Origin of the sequence: Roseivirga sp. BDSF3-8 (genome assembly GCF_041449215.1) — a bacterium.
In the GTDB taxonomy this organism is placed as follows: Bacteria; Bacteroidota; Bacteroidia; order Cytophagales; family Cyclobacteriaceae; genus JBGNFV01.
Genome location: NZ_JBGNFV010000001.1, coordinates 4,196,025 through 4,216,625 on the forward strand (window position 1 = coordinate 4,196,025; position 20,601 = coordinate 4,216,625).

At 48.8% G+C, this 20,601-nt stretch carries 10 protein-coding genes; 9 read left to right on the forward strand and 1 reads right to left on the reverse strand.

The window, feature by feature from the left end:
* Positions 1 to 3: 3 nt before the first annotated feature.
* From AB9P05_RS17295 to AB9P05_RS17335, 9 genes are all read left to right on the forward strand, one after another.
* Positions 4 to 3,108: a type I restriction endonuclease subunit R gene (locus AB9P05_RS17295; protein ID WP_371910089.1), complete on the forward strand. Its 3,105-nt coding sequence runs from the start codon at positions 4 to 6 to the stop codon at positions 3,106 to 3,108.
* Positions 3,109 to 4,792: 1,684 nt separating this feature from the next.
* Positions 4,793 to 5,272, forward strand: a complete 480-nt coding sequence (locus tag AB9P05_RS17300; protein WP_371910090.1) for a hypothetical protein — start codon at positions 4,793 to 4,795, stop codon at positions 5,270 to 5,272.
* 1,489 nt (positions 5,273 to 6,761) lie between these two features.
* Positions 6,762 to 7,118 (forward strand): hypothetical protein, encoded by a 357-nt coding sequence (locus AB9P05_RS17305; protein WP_371910091.1) that lies wholly within the window; start codon positions 6,762 to 6,764, stop codon positions 7,116 to 7,118.
* A 1,974-nt stretch (positions 7,119 to 9,092) separates the two neighbouring features.
* Entirely contained in the window at positions 9,093 to 9,623 is a 531-nt protein-coding gene (locus AB9P05_RS17310) for a CIA30 family protein (RefSeq protein ID WP_371910092.1), read from the forward strand.
* A gap of 402 nt (positions 9,624 to 10,025) precedes the next feature.
* A complete protein-coding gene (locus AB9P05_RS17315; protein WP_371910093.1) occupies positions 10,026 to 12,785 on the forward strand; it encodes a DUF4157 domain-containing protein in 2,760 nt (919 codons plus the stop codon).
* Positions 12,786 to 12,949: 164 nt separating this feature from the next.
* A complete protein-coding gene (locus AB9P05_RS17320) occupies positions 12,950 to 14,716 on the forward strand; it encodes a DUF4157 domain-containing protein (RefSeq protein WP_371910094.1) in 1,767 nt (588 codons plus the stop codon).
* A gap of 178 nt (positions 14,717 to 14,894) precedes the next feature.
* Positions 14,895 to 18,839 (forward strand): DUF4157 domain-containing protein, encoded by a 3,945-nt coding sequence (locus tag AB9P05_RS17325; protein ID WP_371910095.1) that lies wholly within the window; start codon positions 14,895 to 14,897, stop codon positions 18,837 to 18,839.
* Positions 18,839 to 19,264: a hypothetical protein gene (locus AB9P05_RS17330; RefSeq protein ID WP_371910096.1), complete on the forward strand. Its 426-nt coding sequence runs from the start codon at positions 18,839 to 18,841 to the stop codon at positions 19,262 to 19,264. The genes AB9P05_RS17325 and AB9P05_RS17330 overlap by 1 nt, the downstream gene beginning before the upstream one ends.
* A gap of 173 nt (positions 19,265 to 19,437) precedes the next feature.
* Positions 19,438 to 19,833, forward strand: coding sequence for a hypothetical protein (locus AB9P05_RS17335; protein ID WP_371910097.1), 396 nt, complete (start codon positions 19,438 to 19,440; stop codon positions 19,831 to 19,833).
* A gap of 26 nt (positions 19,834 to 19,859) precedes the next feature.
* Here AB9P05_RS17335 and AB9P05_RS17340 read toward each other — a convergent pair whose 3' ends face one another.
* A complete protein-coding gene (locus AB9P05_RS17340) occupies positions 19,860 to 20,450 on the reverse strand; it encodes a hypothetical protein (protein WP_371910098.1) in 591 nt (196 codons plus the stop codon).
* Positions 20,451 to 20,601 lie beyond the last annotated feature (151 nt).

Consider the following 20,601-nt stretch of genomic DNA (forward strand, 5'->3'; position numbering starts at 1 on the left):
AACATGCCCAGTAACACCAACGAACAGGCCCTGGAGGCGGCGATTGAGCGGCGGCTTACCGGTACTACACAAGAGACGCTTCGGCAGGAGGGGAACACCCATTTTGTCAAAGAGGCAGAGGCCCCGTACGGCGGGCATGGCTACTGGATGGGCCTTCCGGAAGACTTTAACAAAACCTACGCCGTAGACGAGCGGCGCTTCTGGCACTTTCTGCAAACCTCGCAGCCAGAAGAACTCGCCAAACTAAGCAACCAGCCTGACTACAAGCTGCGCATACTGCAGTACCTGAACAAGCTGATAAAAAAGCACGGCGTCTTACACATATTACGTAACGGCCTTAAGATGGAGGGCGCGCAGTTTATCATGCACTACGCGGTGCCCCTGCCCAGCAGCAGCCAGGACGTAAAAGACCGCTACGGCCTCAACGAGTTCAGCATTACCCGGCAGGTGCGCTACTCCACCGCCAACCCACGCGAAGAAATAGACATGGTGGTATGTATAAACGGCCTGCCCGTAGCCACCATAGAGCTTAAAAACCACTGGACCGGCCAGACCGCCAAAGTACACGGTACCAACCAGTACCGCTACGAGCGCGACGCCAGCCAGCCCCTGCTGCAGTTTGGCCGCTGCCTGGTACACTTTGCCGCCGATACCGAAGAGGTATACATGGCCACCAAACTGGTTGGCAAAGACACCGTTTTCCTGCCCTTTAATAAAGGCAACGGCACCGGCGCAGGCAACCCCGTAAACCCCGAAGGACACCGCACCGCCTACCTCTGGGAAGAAGTGCTGCAGCCCCGCAGCCTCAGCAACATCATAGAGCACTTCGTCATTCTTAAAGGCAAAATGACTACCACGCTCGATAAGCGGGACATGCTCTTTCCGCGCTACCACCAGCTCAACGTAGTGCGTGACCTTATCAACGATGTAGAGCGGCACGGCGTAGGCAAAACCTACCTGGTGCAGCACTCTGCAGGCTCCGGCAAGTCCTATTCTATTACCTGGCTTGCCTACCAGCTTATAGAAACCTACCCCCTCGGGGCAGACCTTCCCGGCAGCCGCGGCATACACCACCCCCTCTACGATTCCGTCATTGTAGTTACCGACCGGCGCCTACTGGACAAGCAGCTGCGTGATGACATCAAGGCCTTTAGCCAGCTAAAAGACATAGTGGCCCCCGCCCTAAGCTCCAAAGACCTGCGCGAGGCCATGGAAAAGGGCAAAAGAATCATCATTACCACCATACAGAAGTTTCCCTTTGTGGTAGATAAGCTGGCGGACCAGAGCGACAAGCGCTTTGCCGTGATCATAGACGAGGCCCACAGCTCGCAAAGCGGGCAGAGCCACGACAAAATGAATACCGCCATGGGCGTACGGCCCGGCACGGTCCCCGGCGACAGCGACGACCCGGACGCGGTGGACCCGCAGGACCTGATCGTGGCCAGCATGCAGGGCCGCAAAATGCGCGGCAACGCCAGCTACTTCGCCTTTACCGCCACGCCCAAAAACACCACCCTGGAGAAGTTCGGCACCCAACAGCCGGACGGCAGCTTCCGCCCCTTCCACCTCTACAGCATGAAGCAGGCCATAGAAGAGGGCTTTATCCTGGACGTACTCGCCAACTACACCACCTACAAGAGCTACTACGAAATAGCCAAGTCTATAGAAGACAACCCCGAGTACGACACCCAGCGCGCGCAAAAGATGCTGAAGGCCTACGTAGAGAGCCACAAAGAGACCATAAAGACCAAGGCGGAGGTGATGATAGAGCACTTTATCCCCCACGTGGTCAGCGCCAAGAAGCTGAAAGGCCAGGGCAAGGGCATGGTCATTACCCAGAGCATCGAGTCCGCCATCCGCTACCACGCCGCCATAAAGCAAATACTCGCCGATCGTAATGCCCCCTTCAAAGCCCTTATCGCTTTTTCGGGTAAAAAGACGGTAGACGGCATAGAGTATACCGAAGACAGCATCAACGGATTTCCCGGCAAAGACATCAAGGAGGAGTTCGATACGGACAAATACCGCCTGCTGGTGGTGGCCAACAAGTTTCTCACCGGCTTCGACCAGAAGAAGCTCTGCACCATGTACGTAGACAAGCGGCTGCAGGGCGTACTCGCCGTGCAGGCTCTGAGCCGCCTGAACCGCGCCGCCAACCACCTGAACAAGCGCACCGAAGACCTCTTCGTGCTCGACTTCTTCAATACCACCGAAGAGATACAGACCGCCTTCGACCCCTTCTACACCGCCACCTCCCTTACGCAGGCCACGGACGTAAACGTACTGCATGAGCTAAAGGACTACCTGGACGAGCCCGGCGTATACGAGTGGCAGGAAGTAGAGCAGTTTAACGAAATGTACTTTAGCGGCGTGGAGGGCGAAGAGCTCAGCCCCATCATAAGCCGCGCCGCCGACCGCTTTAACATGGAGCTGGACCTGGCAGACAACGAAAAGGCAGACTTTAAGATCAAGGCCAAGCAGTTCGTAAAAGTCTATGGGCAAATGGCCAGCATCCTCAGCTTCGAGGTGCTCGTGTGGGAAAAGCTCTTCTGGTTCCTGAAGTTTCTGATACCCCACCTGCACGTAAAAAACAAGGCCGCCACCGAGCTGCACGAACTGCTGGAAAGCGTAGACCTGAGCACCTACGGCCTGCAGCGCACGCGCCTGAACTACCAGGTCACCCTGGACGACGCAGACTCCGAAGTAGACCCGCAAAACCCCAACCCCCGCGGCGCCCACTCGGGCGAAGAAGAACTCGACGAACTGGACGAGATCATCCGCGAGTTTAACGAGCGGTACTTTAGTCAGTGGAATGCCTCACCGGAAAAGCAGCGTGTAACCCTGGTCGAGCTTCAGAAATCCATGGAAGCCAACCCAAGGTTTAAAGAGGATTTCCTGAATAATGCTGTGCTGGACAATAAAGAACTTGCCTTCGATAAGATGATGGATACCGGTGTAAAAGACCAGAAGCGCACCGACATGGAGTTTTACCGCCTGTACTTCCAGGACCCCGGCTTCCGCCAGGCTGTCCGCAGCATGATGCGCGTCATGATTAATAAAGGTGGCCTCGACAATGACCCGCCAGCACAGGGCAGGGCGCCAATGTAATTCATTTGTAGAGACGCGATTAATCGCGTCTCTACGGTCGGGTTTACCCACAACTGTCGCGTAATCTGTCTCGTGACGACTAATAAATACGAGTCTCCGACTTGCGTGCAGATAGCTGGCGGAACAAATACCATACTACCGCGGGGTTGACCTCGTCCGGAATGGACCGTGGTTGCCATTTAAGGGAAGTTGGTACCGGGTCGCGCCAGACCGGGTCGCGCCAGACCGGGTCGCGCCAGACCGGGTCGCGTCCGACTTCCCTGCGCTCTTTGGAGCGCCGTCTGCAGAATGCTGTTGACCCACCACAGTTTCCATAATTACGCAACTGCCTTTCTCCCCGTTCTGCAGGGTTACATCCCCCGACATCATCTTACTGCATAAAATGACTTTGCCGGGTCTGCCTCGAATGCGAGCCCAGTCGAATGCGAGCCCAGTCGAATGCGAGCCCAGTCGAATGCGAGCCCAGTCGAATGCGAGCCCAGTCGAATGCGAGCCCAGCCCTATCGCGTCATCTTTTCTGCACACCCCTATCATCCGCAGGCCGTAAGGCATAGCCGTCAAGCTAAGAGTTGATCCAATGTAAATTACCCTCCTGGGAGCCGGGGTCGGGACCGACTCGGCCTCAAATGGCCATTTAGAACTCAAATAAAGATTCCGGAGCTGGGGTCTTTCAGACCGAGTACGCAGGCGACTGGGTTAGAGACTGTAGGTATAAGCTGAAATAATGGATTATTGCTCCAGCTTTAGACCCACCCCGGCGTGAGCATTGCCATTCCAAAATAAATTTCTGCGCCTCCCCGACGTGTGCGTCCCCAGTCCCAAAAGGGGACTAACTTCTTATTAATTGATTTACAGTAATTTGTGTGCTTAACTTGACGGCTATAGGCCGTAAGGGGGAATGGCTTTAGTGCAGATTTCTTTTCTGCTATTCGCCAGCCAGACCTTAGCCGTTTAGTTAAGAGTGCAAGTGGCTAAAAAATAGAATGTTAGCCATTCCCCACCCTCTGGGAGGGGACGGTTCAAAAAAGCCAAAGCATTTTTTGAACCAGGGGTGGGCTCCAACTACCTCGGTGTTGACCTGGTCCTGAAGAGACCGCGATTGCCATGTAAGGGAAGTTGTCCCGTTGGGATCCTTCGGAGTACTTCGAGTAGGTAGAGCATGTACCCTGATAATTTTTCCGGGCTGTAATGCACGTCCGTCTTATGATCGTACATTAATTTATGTTAACATAAGGTTTTACCTAAAGAGGTTATGAGTGAAACCGGCAAGATATTTGACGGAATATGTCCTCTCAAAATATTAGAATGTAAAAAAGTATAATTTAGTATAACCATGTGGTGCTGGGGTGGTGCTTGCATAGCATTTGCGAAGTTTTGCTTAGGCTTGATAGGTTGCTTCAGGTAGTCAATTGAATTTAGTTAATTTTTTATGTGGGTGATAATATTGGAAAAATATATCTATAAGTAGGTTTAATAAGGAGTTTTTAACGTGTGTATTTTTCTGTTGTAAAAACAAAGCGTTAAATGATTATTACTTTAATGATAAGCTTGTGTTTGTGCGTTTAATAAGGCCTTCATTATTCCTGAAATGAGCTAGATTTATAAAGTAATCTATTACAAAAACTAAAACCACAAACTAATGAAAAAGCTAAATTTAGTGCTTTCTCTTGCACTGTGTGCATGTATGTTTACTGCCTGTAACGACGAGGCAAATGAGGTTGTAGAACCTGTTTCTGTAAATTCATTTGAGGAACTGGTTGGAACTGTAGAATATGGCACAGCTACAGCCGAGGATCTGGCAAGAATTCCTGCTCCGGGATCGACTGCTAATGCTGCTCTATCGTGCAATCTTAATTCTGACATTGGGTGCAGTGAGGCACGGCCTTCAGTTGTGTACTACATCGAGACTTGTGCAAATTATTCACGTACATGGCCACCAACAGGTGGTACAGCCACTTACTATAAGAGTTTCATCTATTATGTAGATGGTGATGACGATATTAACCTCGACCAATACGAAGATGATATCCAGTTACATGTTGACCAGATCATTGCTGCCGAAGGTGGGTCCGCCGCATTTATCGAAGGCAATATATTATCATGGCCTTGCAGCCCTAATCGCTCAAACGTAAGCAATGTAATCGCCTACACTGTATATAGGTAAAACTAGTTTTTCAAGATTTTAAAAGCATGGTCTTGTGGCCATGCTTTTTTCTTTTTAGATGGATCTTCTTATCAAGTGCCTTTGTGCCCGGTTACATCCCCCGGGGTCTACATTAATTCCATGGCTACTTTCTACGCCTGCCCGGAATGCCGGCCCAGCGGATCGCCGGCCAGCGGATCGCCGCCCGGCCCTTCGCGTCATCCTTTCTGCACACCCCTATCAATTACAGGCCGTAAGGGGGAATAGCTTTGGTGCAGAATGCTTTTCTGCAACTAGCCAGCCGGACCTTAGTCGTCCTGATAAGAGTGCAAGTGGCTAAAAATAGAATGTTAGCCATTCCCCACCCTCTGGGAGGGGACGGTTCAAAAAAGCCAAAGCATTTTTTGAACCAGGGGCGGGCTTCAACTACCTCGGTGTTGACCTGGTCCGGAATGGACCGTAGTAATTATCTTTGGGAAGTTGATACCGGGTCGCGTCCGACCGGGTCGCGCCTGACCGGGTCGCGTCCGACTTTCCAACAGTGCAGGGTGCTGGTGATCCAGCACTGTGGCCATGACCACGTAACTGCCTTTCTGCCCGGTAACATCCCCCGGGATCGACATTTCAATTCCATGGCTACTTTCTACGCCTGCCTCGAATGCGAGCCCAGTCGAATGCGAGCCCAGCCCTTCGGAACTGACTTTCATGCCCATTGCAGACTTTTGTGGCCCGTAAGGGGGAATGGCTTTTGTGTAGAATGCTTTTCTGCAACTAGCCAGCCAGACGCGATTAATCGCGTCTCTACAGGACTAAAACCTACCCTGAAACGCTGCATTCCCCATCACGCATGTTTCTTCTGTTTCTGAAAATAATATGCGTGGCTGCAAAACCTGTCATTGTAGAGACGTCCATTCATGGCGTCTCCACGGTTGGCGGCTCCTTTATGCTTGCCTATAGATGGCATCTGACTACAAATTCTTTCGGTCTGTAAGTGGGCGAATGTTTGCAGGTTCTTATCCGGGTCAACTGCCATCCACCAGCCAGACGCACATCAGAGCGTCTTTACAATCGGTACATTCTGTTAGTGACTGGTAGGAATGTATTAATGTATCGTTACAGTCGAGGGTTTCTGCCATTCGCCAACTAGAGACGCGATTAATCGCGTCTCTACAGGTAGGGTATAGTTTTGTCTGTTAGCTCCAATACATTAATTAACTGAAATAAAGGCAGTTGTGATTTATATAATAGAAATATTAGTATTTAATGAAACCTATAATATGATCCTTCCGTATTCTGATTCGAATGGCTTCAAGAATTGAGGCCCCAATAAGATTGTAAAAAGTCCTTTTCAGGGCTTTTAATTCAAAAAAAATAAATTAAAAAATTTGTTAGGGTTGGGTCTGTAAAATTAATACGACAAGAAAAATATAAATAAAAAAAATTCTGATTTTACTCTTTTTGAAAGGCGGTCTTAATAATAATTATATAAAAATTTAAATTTTTTAATTTTATGTCTGAAAACACCGATAAAAATTTCTTCTTTATAATAGACAATTACCTTCCAGGTAGATTGAAGGAGGTTTTAAGAGATTATAATGAGGAAGTAATGAATGAAGAGGATGATTTTGAATATGTTCCAGTTATATATAGGAATGAGTTTTTTGTAGAGTCTAAAAATCTCCAAGGTTATTTACTTGTAATCCCTGAAACTGTTACTGAGTTTCCTGAACTTTTGCCTTATACCATTGTGTCAGTATTTAGAGGAGGTGAGAATATTGTGAATTTGGAAATAGATGGAGGCATAACTATTAGACCATGCTTTGATTTAGTTATATCAGGAGAAATGTCCTTATCCATTCATATTTGATAACTGCAAACTACCGCGGGGTTGTACCCCGTGGTTGCCATTTATGGGAAGTTGGACTTCCCGGCGCTCTAAAGAGCGCAACAGTGCAGGGTGCTGATGATCCAGCACTGTTGCTATAACCTCGCAATTGCCTTTCTGCATGGTTACATCCCCCCGACATGATCTTACTGCATAAAATTACTTTGCCGGGTCTGCCTCGAATGCGAGCCCAGCCCTATCGCATCGTTATATCTACACACCCCCATCATCCGCAGGCCGTAAGGGGGAATGGCCGCAGTGCAGAATGCTTTTCTGCTATTCGCATGCCATTGATAAAAATCTGCCCAAAAACCCCGCATTACATCAAACGCATATTTTTTTAGGTTCTGAAATTAATATGCGTGGCCCCCTCCAAACACTGTCGCGAGACTATTTCTCGTGACGATCATTTGTGCCAGCCTCCAGACTGGCAGGTACACGGCACCGCCAACATGTCACTGTAAGTATTACAACTTGGTGTATTTTCTGCCAATGCTACTGGAAGGTATTGCCAAATTGGCGTGTCAGTATTTTTGCTAATTTTTTGCCTTTGGTTATTAGGTAATTAGCGGGTGGTAGACTTTTCCTGGCATGGTGGTTGGGTTTTGCGGTGTCATTGCAAGGAATGATTTGTAGCACAACCGAAATGCAGACAATAAATTAACATTTTAAATGAGATTCTCAGAAGAAACCCTAAAGATCTGAAGCAGACCCGCCAGTGAAACGGAAGAGGCTAGGATATCCAATGCGATAAGTATGGTAAAGAGTGCGGTAAAAGCCCCAGTTCATGCTCTCCTTTTTGCAGAAACTGTCTGTAGAACCCATACACCTCATCCATTAGCTGTCTATTTTTAAGAGCCTTTCCAAAAACACAGTTACCATCTGCCTGCTATTACATCGGAAGGAGAATTTAGATAGTGAATTACTTGTAGGGCCTTAAGGGTATAGGCTTTCCAGGTATCAAAGTTTTAGTTAAACAATTTTTTTCATACAAACAAATTGTTTAATATTGGAATTAATATTTTAAATAAATTAATAGGCTAAATAAAAACATAATGAAAGACCAAAAAATGACCTTAAAGACTCTTAATGTAAAGAGCTTCGTCATAAAAGATGAAATGTCTGTAATAAAAGGAGGAGAGTCCATTCCCGGTTGTAGCTACAGGTATTGCTTTTCAGATGGAGGCTACAGCGGCTGTTATTGCCTATAAGTTATCAGAAACTGAAAGTCCGGTATCACACTGGACTTTTTTTTATAAAAGAAGACTCACGCCAAGAAAATTACCCGTAAAACGCCGCAACAATTAGGGTATAAAGTAACATTTGAGAGCACCCACTTAGCGCAAGCATCAGCTTGTGCTCCCCCTTATGGATCCCGATGGGGTTTGTGCTCTTGCCGTCCTTGCAGAGGGATTTGTGCCAGCCGTACAGCCTTATGTCGCCCCGGCCGGGGCTTGGCATTGTTGTAATATTAAAATATACTACAGAGATGTCGTCCCGCCGGGACTTAAATATAATACCCCAAACCTGTTTCAGGTTTAGCGCAGCGTAACCTGGCCCCACCTAGCGCAAGGGTCTCCCTTGTGCAGCGCTCACTAGAGCGCCATCTGCAGAATGTTGATATTATGGCCGACGGTTGCTGCCTTCCTGCATGGTTGCATCCTCCGGCGGTAACATGCTGCACATAACTATAGCCTGCGCCTGCCCCTCCACCAGTAGTCGAATTTACAGCCTTCGGAACTGGTTTTCATGCCCATTGCAGACTTTTATGGCCCGTATGAGGGACTTCCTTTGGTGCAATATATTTTCTGCCATTTGGTAGCCGGATACATATCATGTACCCCTGCAGGCCAATTATCCATTATCCACTATCCACTCTCAATTAAAAAATGCGCCCCTCAACAATCCACCCACCGGCAGGTTCTTAAGGGGTACCCAACTAAAAAGGCGTAGGCTATGAAATACCTTCTGGCAATTATAATCCTGATTACGACAATGGCTGATAAAACGATCTTCGATTTTGATAGGGATACCGACCCTGGCAAGTGGGAGGTAGAAGACGATGTGGTGATGGGAGGGCGCTCGTCGGGGCATTTTTCTATTAGTGAGGAAGGGCACGGCGTATTTGAAGGGCATGTGTCACTGGATAATAACGGCGGCTTTTCTTCTGTGCGGTACAAAACTGATAAGATAGATGTAAGTGACAGTGAGTACATAGTGGTGAGGCTTAAGGGTGATGGTAAAAAATATCAGCTTAGGGTGAAACACGAACTGAATGACAGGCCGTACTACGTCAGCACCTTTGATACCTCCGGCGAGTGGGAAGAGGTCAAAGTGCGCATGGCCGATATGTATCCCTCTTTTCATGGTGAGAAACTTGACATACCGGACTTTAACCATGATGCTATAGAAGAGGTCACCTTTCTGATAGGCAATAAGAAAGAGCAGGACTTCAAACTGCTTATCGATAAGATCACATTAGAATAAACAGAATCTACGCCGGACCCCTCTAAAAAATATGACAAGCGTCCGCCCCCTTGAATTCCGGGATGGGTTTGGGCTGCGTGCGGCAGAACCGGAAAATAAATCAGTCCTGAAACGCTCAATTCGCCATCGCGCATCTTTTCCGGTATTTTGTAAGCGAGATGCGCAGCATTACTCCGATGCCGGATAATGTCCACACTAATCAGGAATTGACAAAAAATTATCCGCTGACCACTGAGAATTAACCATTAAGAATGAATCATTTATGATTTATTCCTCAACTTTACCTTACGGTTTTGCTAACATTTGCCTGTGCAAGACAATAAAGCGGCTGAAAGACGTATAAATTGGTAGATTTTAAATTTACCAGGTTGTAGGTTTGGTGTTTGATGTAGATTTCAATCCATGAGTGCTCATAGCGATAAGCAAGGCAATAAGCAGAATGGCCCGGGGGCCCGGAAAGGATCGGCCCTGACAGGGGCGTCCCGGAAGGCTGATTCGTCTAAGAAGGGGGCCTGGCTCTCGCATACTGACGTGAAAACGACTGCCGGGCCTGAGAATACGGCGCAGCTACAGGCTATAGCGGATGCCTTTGGTCCTAAGGGGGCCTTGCCTCCCCCGCCGAATGCCCCGGTGCAGCGGCAGGAGAATAAGACGGGCCTGCCGGATCAGCTCAAGAGCGGTATCGAAAACCTCTCGGGCTATAGCATGGACGATGTAAAGGTGCACTACAACTCGTCCAGGCCGGCGCAGCTACAGGCGCATGCGTACGCTCAGGGTACGGACATACACATGGCCCCCGGGCAGGAGCAGCACTTGCCGCACGAGGCCTGGCACGTGGTGCAGCAGAAGCAGGGCCGCGTACAGCCCACCAAACAACTCAAAGGAAAAACGGCAGTCAATGATGATGCGGGCCTGGAGCACGAGGCAGACGTGATGGGGGCGAGAGCCATGCAGTTTAAGCTGACCGGGGGGAGTCCTTTAGCACCTGTTGCTGTAGCCACGCCTGTGGTGCAGCGGGTGCTGTCGCGTTTTGAACTGGGTGATGCGGGGACAGAAGATAATACGCTGAATGTAAAGGTGTGGGATATGATAGTAGCGGGTCGTACGCCCTCACCTTATTCCAATACCATGGGGGCGCACAGCACGGCCTGGATCGCCCACATTGATGCGGTACGGCGGCATGTGGTCGGCTACCACCTGGACGACGCCTGCCGCTATCTGATTGCCCTGGGGGATGAGCACCTTGGCTCTGAGCTGCTGCATCTGAGTACTTTATTAGAAGAAAGCCACAGGAACAAACTGGGCACGGCGGAAGAAAGGCTGAGGAATAAAAAGGATGAGCTCGAGGCCTTTGCCATAGAAGCGAATATTACGGATAAGCAGGCGGTGATCACCGGCATGCGGGAGTATGTGGATGCCTACCTTACCTTTGTGAACTACATGCCCACGTCTACCCTGCAGCAGGGTGACCCACGCGGACACGGTGAAGGAGAGGCCCATGGTTATGTGAATACCTTTGAGTACGGGCTGTCGCTGGTGGATGATAGCGACCTGACAAGAGCTGACCTTGCCAATGCTACCCCGAATACCCAGGACCATACCATCCTTACACAAAACCTGAAGGTGATTGAAGAAAACTACAACGATGTGGTTAAGGCTCAGGGGGATGTGGCTACGCGGGGAGAGGATAATACCAAACGCAAGCTATGGGAAAAGGTGTGGGCCATGTTTGCCCAGGAGACCCCCGCCGTATTCAGTGCATACCAGGTAAAGCGTAACGATGTGGTGCCTGAAATATGGGCCCTGACACTGAGATCGTTTCTGAAAACTATCAAGAAAGCCTACCCTTATACGGCGCGGCATATCGGGATCAATGATGAGGCTAACCTGAGGCATCAGCTTGGGCTTTATGCGGCTGAAAATAATGCTTATGTACCGCAGCAGTATGCGCTACCTCAGAACAGGGTCGATCATGTGATTGACTTGGTGGCTGGCCGGACCCCTTTTGCCCTGGTGCATAGTATGGTAGATGCATTTCCCGAAGAGGCTTTACCTAATGAGTTGGAAAATGAGGCTGAGCCAGCCGTATCGGCCATGGGGCTATCCGACTTTGTGAAGGGAGGAACAGGCTTTATGAGTACGCTGCTGCTGGACGAGCAGGGTAATGTGGGCGGCATAGAATTTAATGGCCGTACGCCAAGCCCCTTTGGCAGCCGGGGTATGGGGGCGCACAGCACGGCCTGGATAGCTTATCTGGACGCGGTGCGTAATTCGCTTAAAGGGAGAAGCCTTTTATGGGCCTCCCTGGAGTTGGGCAAAATGTCATCAGAGGCCATGCGCTCTCCGGTGTATGAGGCATTCCGGAAAACGGTGGATGAGAAACATGCACATTACCTGAGTGAGGCCTTTAATCTGCTCAACACCTATGTTTCCACCTGTATAAACCTGCCCGCGGATCCCACTGGCAAGGTGGCCTTCATAGAGAACTTTATCTATGCCTACCTGAATTTTATGAACCACCTGCCTTTAGCCACAGTACTCACCGGTAGTGTACCCGATGGCAGGGGAGAGGGGCGGCACAGGAAGGTACTGACGGACTTTGAAGATGCACATGTACTCCAAGGACGAGATGAAAGCCAGGTACTGAATGAATACGAAAACTACGGTGGTGAGATAACGGTAGAACAGCGCACTATGGTCCGGGAGGCATTGGAAGGGCTATTGGATGTAAATTCCATAGATAAATTTGTGGTGGAGGATGGCCCTAAACCGGCTAATTTTGACGAACTGAAGTGGGCTTTCGGTATCATGAAGTTCCTTCATATTATCAGAAAAGCTTACCCTAAAGCCTATGAAGTGTCGGGTTTTGAAGCGTATATACTGGACAAGCTAAAGCAGGAGGATGTTAACATGATAAGTGAGGATAGTGGGCTGGACCTGAGTGAGCTAAGTAACGGCAAAGATATATATGCCTATATATGTGGCCTGAGTTATAGCCTCCACCAGAAGGTAAGGATTATACCACTGGAAAGGGAAGGGTTCATTTTTCAGACATTTGATGCGGCTACTCATTCCTGTAAAGTGAGGTTTTACCTTAGTGAGTCAGAATCTTCTGTCCAATACGGGGAGTTCCATGTATCGAAACTGGAGCCGGTCATATAATATCGTGGCTTTCCTGTGTGCCGGGGCCGGTCATGTTGATAGCAGGGCGGTTGAGGCTGATGCAAGTATTGCCATAATTTCTCCTGAAAAAAATGATATAAAGAAGCTAATTTAAGGCCGGGGTTATCCTGACTATACCGTGAGGCCCCCACGCTATTTATCCCATGAAAGAAAAAGCAACCAGCTCGCCCACAAATACCCGTCAAAATCAGTCCCAGTCCGGAGCGCGCGTGCCGGCCCAGCGAAAAGCAGAGGGTTCTGGTACGCAAAAGAAGGGGCTGCACTTTAGCGAGGTACAGACCACGGCAGCTACTGATAATACGGCGCAGCTACAGGCTATAGCGGATACCTTTGGCCCTAAAGGGCCCCTGCCTCTGCCGCCGGATGCGCCTGTGCAACGGCAGGAGAATAAGACGGGCCTGCCGGATCAGCTCAAGAGCGGTATCGAACACCTCTCGGGCTATAGCATGGACGATGTAAAGGTGCACTACAACTCGTCCAGGCCGGCGCAGCTACAGGCGCATGCGTACGCTCAGGGTACGGACATACACATGGCCCCCGGGCAGGAGCAGCACCTGCCGCACGAGGCCTGGCACGTGGTGCAGCAGAAGCAGGGCCGGGTACAGCCTACCAAACAACTGAAAGGCCAAACGCCTGTAAATGACGATACGGGCCTGGAGCGCGAAGCGGACGTGATGGGGGCGAAGGCGCTCACTGCCGGCAATAGTGAGGCCAAACCCCTGCAAAGAAAAGGTACGGGCGGAGAGGTGGTTCAGAAAAGGGTCTATCAGAATTCGAACAAAAAGTATTACAGCGATCTGGATCCCTCACTTGAGTTTGATAAGCTGGAAGATGCCATGGCCTATGAGCGATCTATAGAGCCACCTGATCCTATATCCGGGGGGCGGCCGCCGACTTTATACACGTACACCAGCACGAAATCAACTAATAAGATGAGTGGCAGGGGCATTCCCCAGGGGCCTCATACCGTAGGCCATAGCGCATTGCTGAAGGCACTGAATGAAAGCGAAGGGAAGATAGACATCCGCCACGTGATGAAGGAGCAAATAATGACCCCTGACCAGTGGCGTAATGCGGTCAATAGCGAAATGGGGGGTGGTGACCAGTTTCATGGCAAAACGGAATTTTCGCTTCGCCTGCTAAGAGCGTACAAGGCCTATGCCGGCTTATTTAACGGCTTGCTCAAAAGCCTTACGGACAGTAGTGAAGGCGATCCGCTGGACTTTATGCATGAGCTGATCAACCTCAGTCCTTATGCCACCTACGGGTGGACTAACCCTGATAAAATAACCAGGAAGCACCTGAAGGGTAAGGGGGAAACGAGCGACCTGGCTGATACCGATAGAAACATTGACCCTCACTCCCGCAAGAAGTTTAAGGATAAAGGGATGTATGATGAAATGGTAGAAGACAGGCTGGACCTGCTGGATGACGATTTTATCATGGAGGAGCTTAGCTCCGGCGAGTCGGAAGATGAGTATATAGACGAGGAGGAGAAGATGGATGATAGCAGTGTATCTAAGGAGCCCGAGATAAAGACGAGCATGAGGTCGCAGCGGGTGGCCAAAAAATACCTGGAGGAGATAAAGGGTACGAGCCGCCTGTTTGCCAATAACTGCCTGATAAATGCCATCGCAGGAAGCGCCGGAGTGTCGGTAAGCCTGCCTCAGCTACTTGAAATAAGGATCCGGCTGGGAAGCATAGGTAATATGCTGGTAGCCTCTCCGCAGACGGTAGGGGTGATATTAAACGTATTAGGAATAAATGCCGGGGTGGTTATACACTATCATATTAATAACCAGCTGCCCAATGAAATCATAGGAAATCAGAACGGGACGGTGCTGCACATTTACCATACCGGGCACGCACACTTCGTACATAATTGCCCGAATGTGCTACACTACTTTTAAGACGGTGAATGGTGAAGGGGGACAAAAGCCGCCGGCCTACGGAGGAATGCGGGTTAGCCAATGGCCAGATGCAGGGATTGTCTGAACTTCACATTAAAAAAAATGATATAGAGGAGCTAATTTAAAAAGGCCGGGGATGTACTGACCATACTATGACAGTGCCCGCACTATCTATCCCATGAAAGAGAAATCAACCAGTTCGACCACACACAGCCATCAAAATCAGTCCCGGACTGGAGAGTCCGGGACTCGTCAGTCCGAGACTCTCCAGTCCGGGACTCGTCAGCCGGGGGCGCGGATGCCTGCCCAGCGAAAGGCGGCTGGTACCGGTACGCAAAAGAAGGGGCTGCACTTTAGCGAAGTACAGACTACGGCTGATACTGAAAATACGGCGCAGCTACAGGCTATAGCGGATGCCTTTGGCCCTAAAGGGCCCCTGCCTCCCCCGCCAAATGGGCCTGTGCAGCGGCAGGAGAATAAGACGGGCCTGCCGGATCAGCTCAAAAGCGGCATCGAACACCTCTCGGGCTATAGCATGGATGATGTAAAGGTGCACTACAACTCATCCCGGCCGGCGCAGCTACAGGCGCATGCCTATGCGCAGGGGACGGACATACACATGGCGCCCGGCCAGGAGCAGCACCTGCCGCACGAGGCCTGGCACGTGGTGCAGCAGAAGCAGGGCCGGGTACAGCCTACCAAACAACTGAAAGGCCAGACGCCTGTAAATGACGATGCGGGTCTGGAACACGAAGCGGACGCGATGGGGGCGAAGGCGATGAGTACTGCAGCACAGGGCAATACGGATAACCCAATAGGAAATGAACCTTCTGCGATACAACCAAAAGCCGTACAGCTAAAGCCTGTGGACGACCCGAAGCACGCCGGGTTTATGATGGATGACAAGGCCCCCTGGTTAAAGCTAAAAAAGCTCAGGGACCACGGTGAGGATCCTAAAAAAACAGACTTTCAATTACGAAATCAACTTACCCCTCTCTACTGGCAGGATAGCGAAGAGGACACCTATTATAAAGATCCGGACAGAACGAATAAGTATGATCTGGAAGAAGCGCAGAAGACCCACCAGTTTGGGGCCTGGATGGAAACCTACCAGGAAACGCTAAAGGAACACGGGCGAATAGAGGGGCTGGAGGAGTTAAACGGGATTAAGAAAGAAGAAGAACCCGATAAGCTTAGGGAAGAAAAGGAGCGTGTAAAAAATGCTATTTCCATGTACCTGCTTCAGTCGTTTATGACCAATGCGCTGTTCCGGGAGGATGAAATAGAGAGACTGGACTATCAGACGACTCCTCTGAATTACCAGAAGGACAGTAACTACCTCAGATCATTTGCGACCAGCTTTACTAATGCACTGGAAAGGACCTTGCCGAAACACTTTGACCATACTAAATTGTTTCTGACGCGTACGGAGGATATGGGCGATGTGCTAAAGCAGTTCTTTGAAGTATTAAGGGTAGAGTCGGATGAGAAGGTCGATCTGACGAGCGTGGAGGCCGGACTAAAAACGACGATTGACCGAAGTGCCAATTACCTTTACTATTCAAGTGAAAAGGATATGTCCAAATACTGGGAAGATCCTGGAAATACGCAGGCTTATGTGGATGTCACTGAGAAGATAAAAGCACTCACGGATGATAAAAAGCATGAGGTAGTAGTGAGCTTGGGTAATACTGTACAGCAGGTCTATCTCAAAGCAGTAGCGAAAAAACTGGTGGCTCTCGAACTGGAAAAAAATGAATTGCTCAAAGACAGAGAAGACAAAGCAACCATTGAAAAAGAAATCAATGGAGCACTTAGCACCTACCTTGACCGCAGTGAGCTTCTGGAGGTGGAAAATGATCTTAATGGCAATAAGAAGCCCAGTGTACTCGGAGTTACGTACGAAAGCTACCTGGAAGGGTTCGGAACCTGGCTGGCTGGTGATCATGGGTTAGGGAAAATTTCAAAAATTGCCGGAAAAATAAGAGACAATGCCGAGGCGGGTATTAAGGGGGATGCCCATAAATACACCCCTACCGGGGAAGATAAGCAGAACTTTAAGCAAATAGTAAAAGAAAAAGAGTTTCAGGCTTACATAACCTTTAAGCAAAATGAAGGCATAAACTTTACTGTAGAGGAAGGAAAGGAATCATTTAAAGCACTGAAGGAAAAACTGAAAAAGGCTATAGGCACGACTAATATGGTGGTGACCACGGGCAGTATGGTAGGTATCACCAGTAAAGATGACAAGTATACCCAATCAGGCATTATAATAGACGATAAAGCGATGGGAATGGCCGTAAAAACGGCCATCAATAAATCCGGAAATGTGCCCAGCCCCACTGATTCCTCCAGGAAAATGCTTCAAAACCATCCGCTTAGTGAGATTGTACAGGAAATTATCTCCCAGCAGAAAAATAAGGGTTCTAAAAAAGGTAAGGAAGGTGTAAATAAGCTTGAAGAAAGGTTAAAAGGCTTTAAGCCTGAAACTTATACCAGCCTGGGGCAGGTAGATGAACAACTTAAAAAGACCCGGGAGGCGCTTACAGGGTTGAAAGATACCTATAAAGAGGATGTGACTAACCTGAAAATAGAAATTGATGCAGTAGTGAAGCTGCTCGAGGGTACGGGGACACTGGCCGATGAGACCCCGCTTCCGGGCTTTGTGCTTCGCCAGCTACAAATGCACCTGGAAGAGGCCGTGCTAGGCCGCAACAAAATGGAGGATGTGCTGCGTAATATCCAGGGAATGCACGAAGCGGTGATTTTGAAGCTGGAACTTGAGGGCACCTCTCCTGAGAAATATGATTTCGGTGCGCCACAGCACAAAACTGACCTTTCGGATAAGGACGATTACTTTCAGGGGAGCCACCTGGCTGACTATGGACTCAAGGCCTTTTCGCAGGCTTATAATGCTGTACTGGCACAGGCTAAGGCTAACACTAAAGACGGACTCTCCATTCAGGCTTTTTATAACATTTATTTTGAAGTGCATCAGAAGCTGAGTACGACCAGCGACATATCTAAAAATAAGGTGACCCTGCAGAGCCCTTCTTCTATTGAGGATTATATAAAATCTGAAAACTATAAAGGGTTGGAAGCCAAAGCGACGGGCGTAGACCTGATCATGATTGACATTCACCCGAACGATGCCACCAAAAAAGATATTAAGGAGAATGATGTACCGAAGCTAATTAATGATGTGTTCGGGGAACTGCGGAAGCGTGATGACTATAAAAATATCAGGCTGACGGTAATGGTAGACATCACACTAAACCATACGACTGAAGAGGAGATAAAGGCCATCAGAGAATCGGCCGATGAATACATTAGTTCAGGCAACCTGAACCTTGTATTTGTCCAAAGCCTCACCAAATTTGCCCAGTTAGGGATGGATAAGGAAAGCGGGGGCCTTGCCTTTGCCTACAACAAAGGGGAGGATTGGAAGGCATTCAATGAATCGATGAAGGAATCGCAGGAGAAGGATCCGGTAGATCCCACCATTCAGAAATACTTCCAGGCCTTATTTAAACATACCAGCAAGGAGCAGGTAGACTATTTGAAGGCAGTACGTGCAAGTACTAAGTCGCTACATCAGAAAATTAAAAGTAACTTTGAAAAAATGGGTATTAAAGATGATGCCCTTACTATTACGGATAATCAGGATGAAGGCACCTGCTATGTGTCTATAAGATATGATGACTTTATAGCCAGGATTTTTAATAATAAAACATATTCTGATGAGGATGTCTATAATTTTAATATGGATGTTTTAGAAAATGGTATCAATAAAATTATGGGGCAACTAGGGTTGCCGGTTACTATGCGTATGAGCTTTGGCTTCCCTCTGTCTAATCTGGGAGATACTGGAAAAGAGGTACGTTTTACTATTGGAATAGAGGATGAGCAGACGCTTCAGGATTATGCTGATACACTAAGTTATGTAAACTATGAGCTTGCCAGAGCGGTAAATGAAGGGACTGACCTGACGAATAAAGGGAAGCGCTCTGAGGTATTAAGCGACATGTCCGGAAAACTTAAAAAGCTGCAGGATCTTAGGGATAAGGTAAAGGAGTTTATGGAAGTTGAGCTATTGGAAGAAGACCTTGAAAGTGTTAATTAATGGATTTATATACCACTAACGGAAATATTATACGTAAGCAGGAACTGGATAAGGGCCTGGCGGAAATAGAAATTGAATTTGTAGGGGTAGGTATATTCTGGACCCGGCTTTTTTGCATGGTCATCTATTACCTGGTTTTGCATCATAAGCATAAAGTGGCCTATGTGCATAGTAACCATACGATGACACGGGTAGTGATTAACCAAAGTGATTACAATGATGGCCTCAGGGAAGACCTGATACAAGCACTTTTGCTGGTTAGGGAAGAGAGTAACCTGGTGAAGGCGCGCGCAGATGAACTTTTACTGGACCGTGAAGACCTGAAGGTGGTGGAAACCAATACAGCACCTGCGCTGGATGCTTATAAAAAGACCTCGCTCGAGGGCCAGGCTTTTCTGGAGGCAGTAGCAGCGGAATTAGGGTAAGGAGGTGTTTTGTCATATGCAAAACGGGCGTCTGTGTGGACATTTTGTTTAGTTAGGTCAGGGTATTTAGCCATAAGGCAGGCAGGCTTGTTATGAGGGATTTGACTACAAATAGCCATAGCGCGGACATACCTATTTGGCGTAATTGAGGTAAACTAAATGCCACAAAGATTATGTCTGATAAAGTAGCCACCTTCTGGATCATCACCGGACAAAACGATGTCTACGAGCTTGGTGATTCTCCCCGCCCCGATCAGCGAACCTTTACCTTTCAGCTAACAGAAGAGCCATATAATAGCTGGGGGTACATTACCCTTATGGTACGTAATGTAACCTGGGAACACAACAGGGTATATATTAACGATAATTATGTGGGAAACCTGGATGTAACGCCGGGTAACCACTGGTGCCAGCAAACCCTGATAGTGGAGGTGACTACCTCGCAGAAGTTCGGCGAAGGCACTAATCGCCTGAAAATAGAGTCCCGAACGTCTGATGGGGGCACCGGGGGAAATAATGATGACTTTGAGGTAAAGCACCTCATATTCGGGTACCGGACCAACCGCTGAAGGTGTGGCCCGGCAGATATGGCTGCTTATCGTGTGACCTCCTGCGTGAGGGTGATAACCACCTCACTAGCCTTAGGCTCACAGGTTATCCTGAACCGAATCATGCAGGACTTGCTGTCACCTTGGCTTATAGTAAAAACTGGTGATTCATCACAGGTGTCTTTTCGTGAAATGTATTTATTGATCGTGTAAGGGCAGTTGGTAAACCGGCCGGAGGCTTGCCGTCTGCGCTTATCCGCAGCCTCTGAAAAGCCTATCCCAACCGGCTGTTGTCTGTTACCCCCGTTTTCGTCAGGTAACTGCAAGGCAAATAGAGCCACGCCCCCGGCACCGTTCAGGTAGGCATCCTGAAGCACACAGGTAGTAAAGACGACCTCATGAGAAGGGCCCGCCTCCTGAGGTGATTTCCAGAATTTTCCGCTTTGAAAAAAGGCACCGGCCGGTACCAGGGCGTAGTCAGTCTGGTTGCATATCCGCACGGTGTTCATCTCATGAAGGGGGAATCGCTCCGGGGTAGAAACGGGTCGGGTTTCCGGACTAAAGTGAGCCATGTCCTTACTCTCGAACAGGTTATCTATAAGGTACGCTGTGTGAGTAGTTGCAGTAGTGTTTATCATGCAGGTTCTTTTCTGTTTGTTTGCGCTGGTTGTACCTTCTTTACAAAGGTAATTTTTCCCCTTGTGGTACGGTGCGATTATGAATAGACCGGATGTGTACACGGGGATAGACAAAGCATAGACAGGTACCGGAAGGCAAAAAAATATCCTG

Excerpts from the sequence above, each read along its gene's own strand:
- AB9P05_RS17295 (WP_371910089.1), top strand. The coding sequence starts at position 4 with ATGCCCAGTAACACCAACGAACAGGCCCTGGAGGCGGCGATTGAGCGG.
- AB9P05_RS17300 (WP_371910090.1), top strand. The coding sequence starts at position 4,793 with ATGTTTACTGCCTGTAACGACGAGGCAAATGAGGTTGTAGAACCTGTT.
- AB9P05_RS17305 (WP_371910091.1), top strand. The coding sequence starts at position 6,762 with ATGTCTGAAAACACCGATAAAAATTTCTTCTTTATAATAGACAATTAC.
- AB9P05_RS17310 (WP_371910092.1), top strand. The coding sequence starts at position 9,093 with ATGAAATACCTTCTGGCAATTATAATCCTGATTACGACAATGGCTGAT.
- AB9P05_RS17315 (WP_371910093.1), top strand. The coding sequence starts at position 10,026 with ATGAGTGCTCATAGCGATAAGCAAGGCAATAAGCAGAATGGCCCGGGG.
- AB9P05_RS17320 (WP_371910094.1), top strand. The coding sequence starts at position 12,950 with ATGAAAGAAAAAGCAACCAGCTCGCCCACAAATACCCGTCAAAATCAG.
- AB9P05_RS17325 (WP_371910095.1), top strand. The coding sequence starts at position 14,895 with ATGAAAGAGAAATCAACCAGTTCGACCACACACAGCCATCAAAATCAG.
- AB9P05_RS17330 (WP_371910096.1), top strand. The coding sequence starts at position 18,839 with ATGGATTTATATACCACTAACGGAAATATTATACGTAAGCAGGAACTG.
- AB9P05_RS17335 (WP_371910097.1), top strand. The coding sequence starts at position 19,438 with ATGTCTGATAAAGTAGCCACCTTCTGGATCATCACCGGACAAAACGAT.
- AB9P05_RS17340 (WP_371910098.1), bottom strand. The coding sequence starts at position 20,450 with ATGATAAACACTACTGCAACTACTCACACAGCGTACCTTATAGATAAC.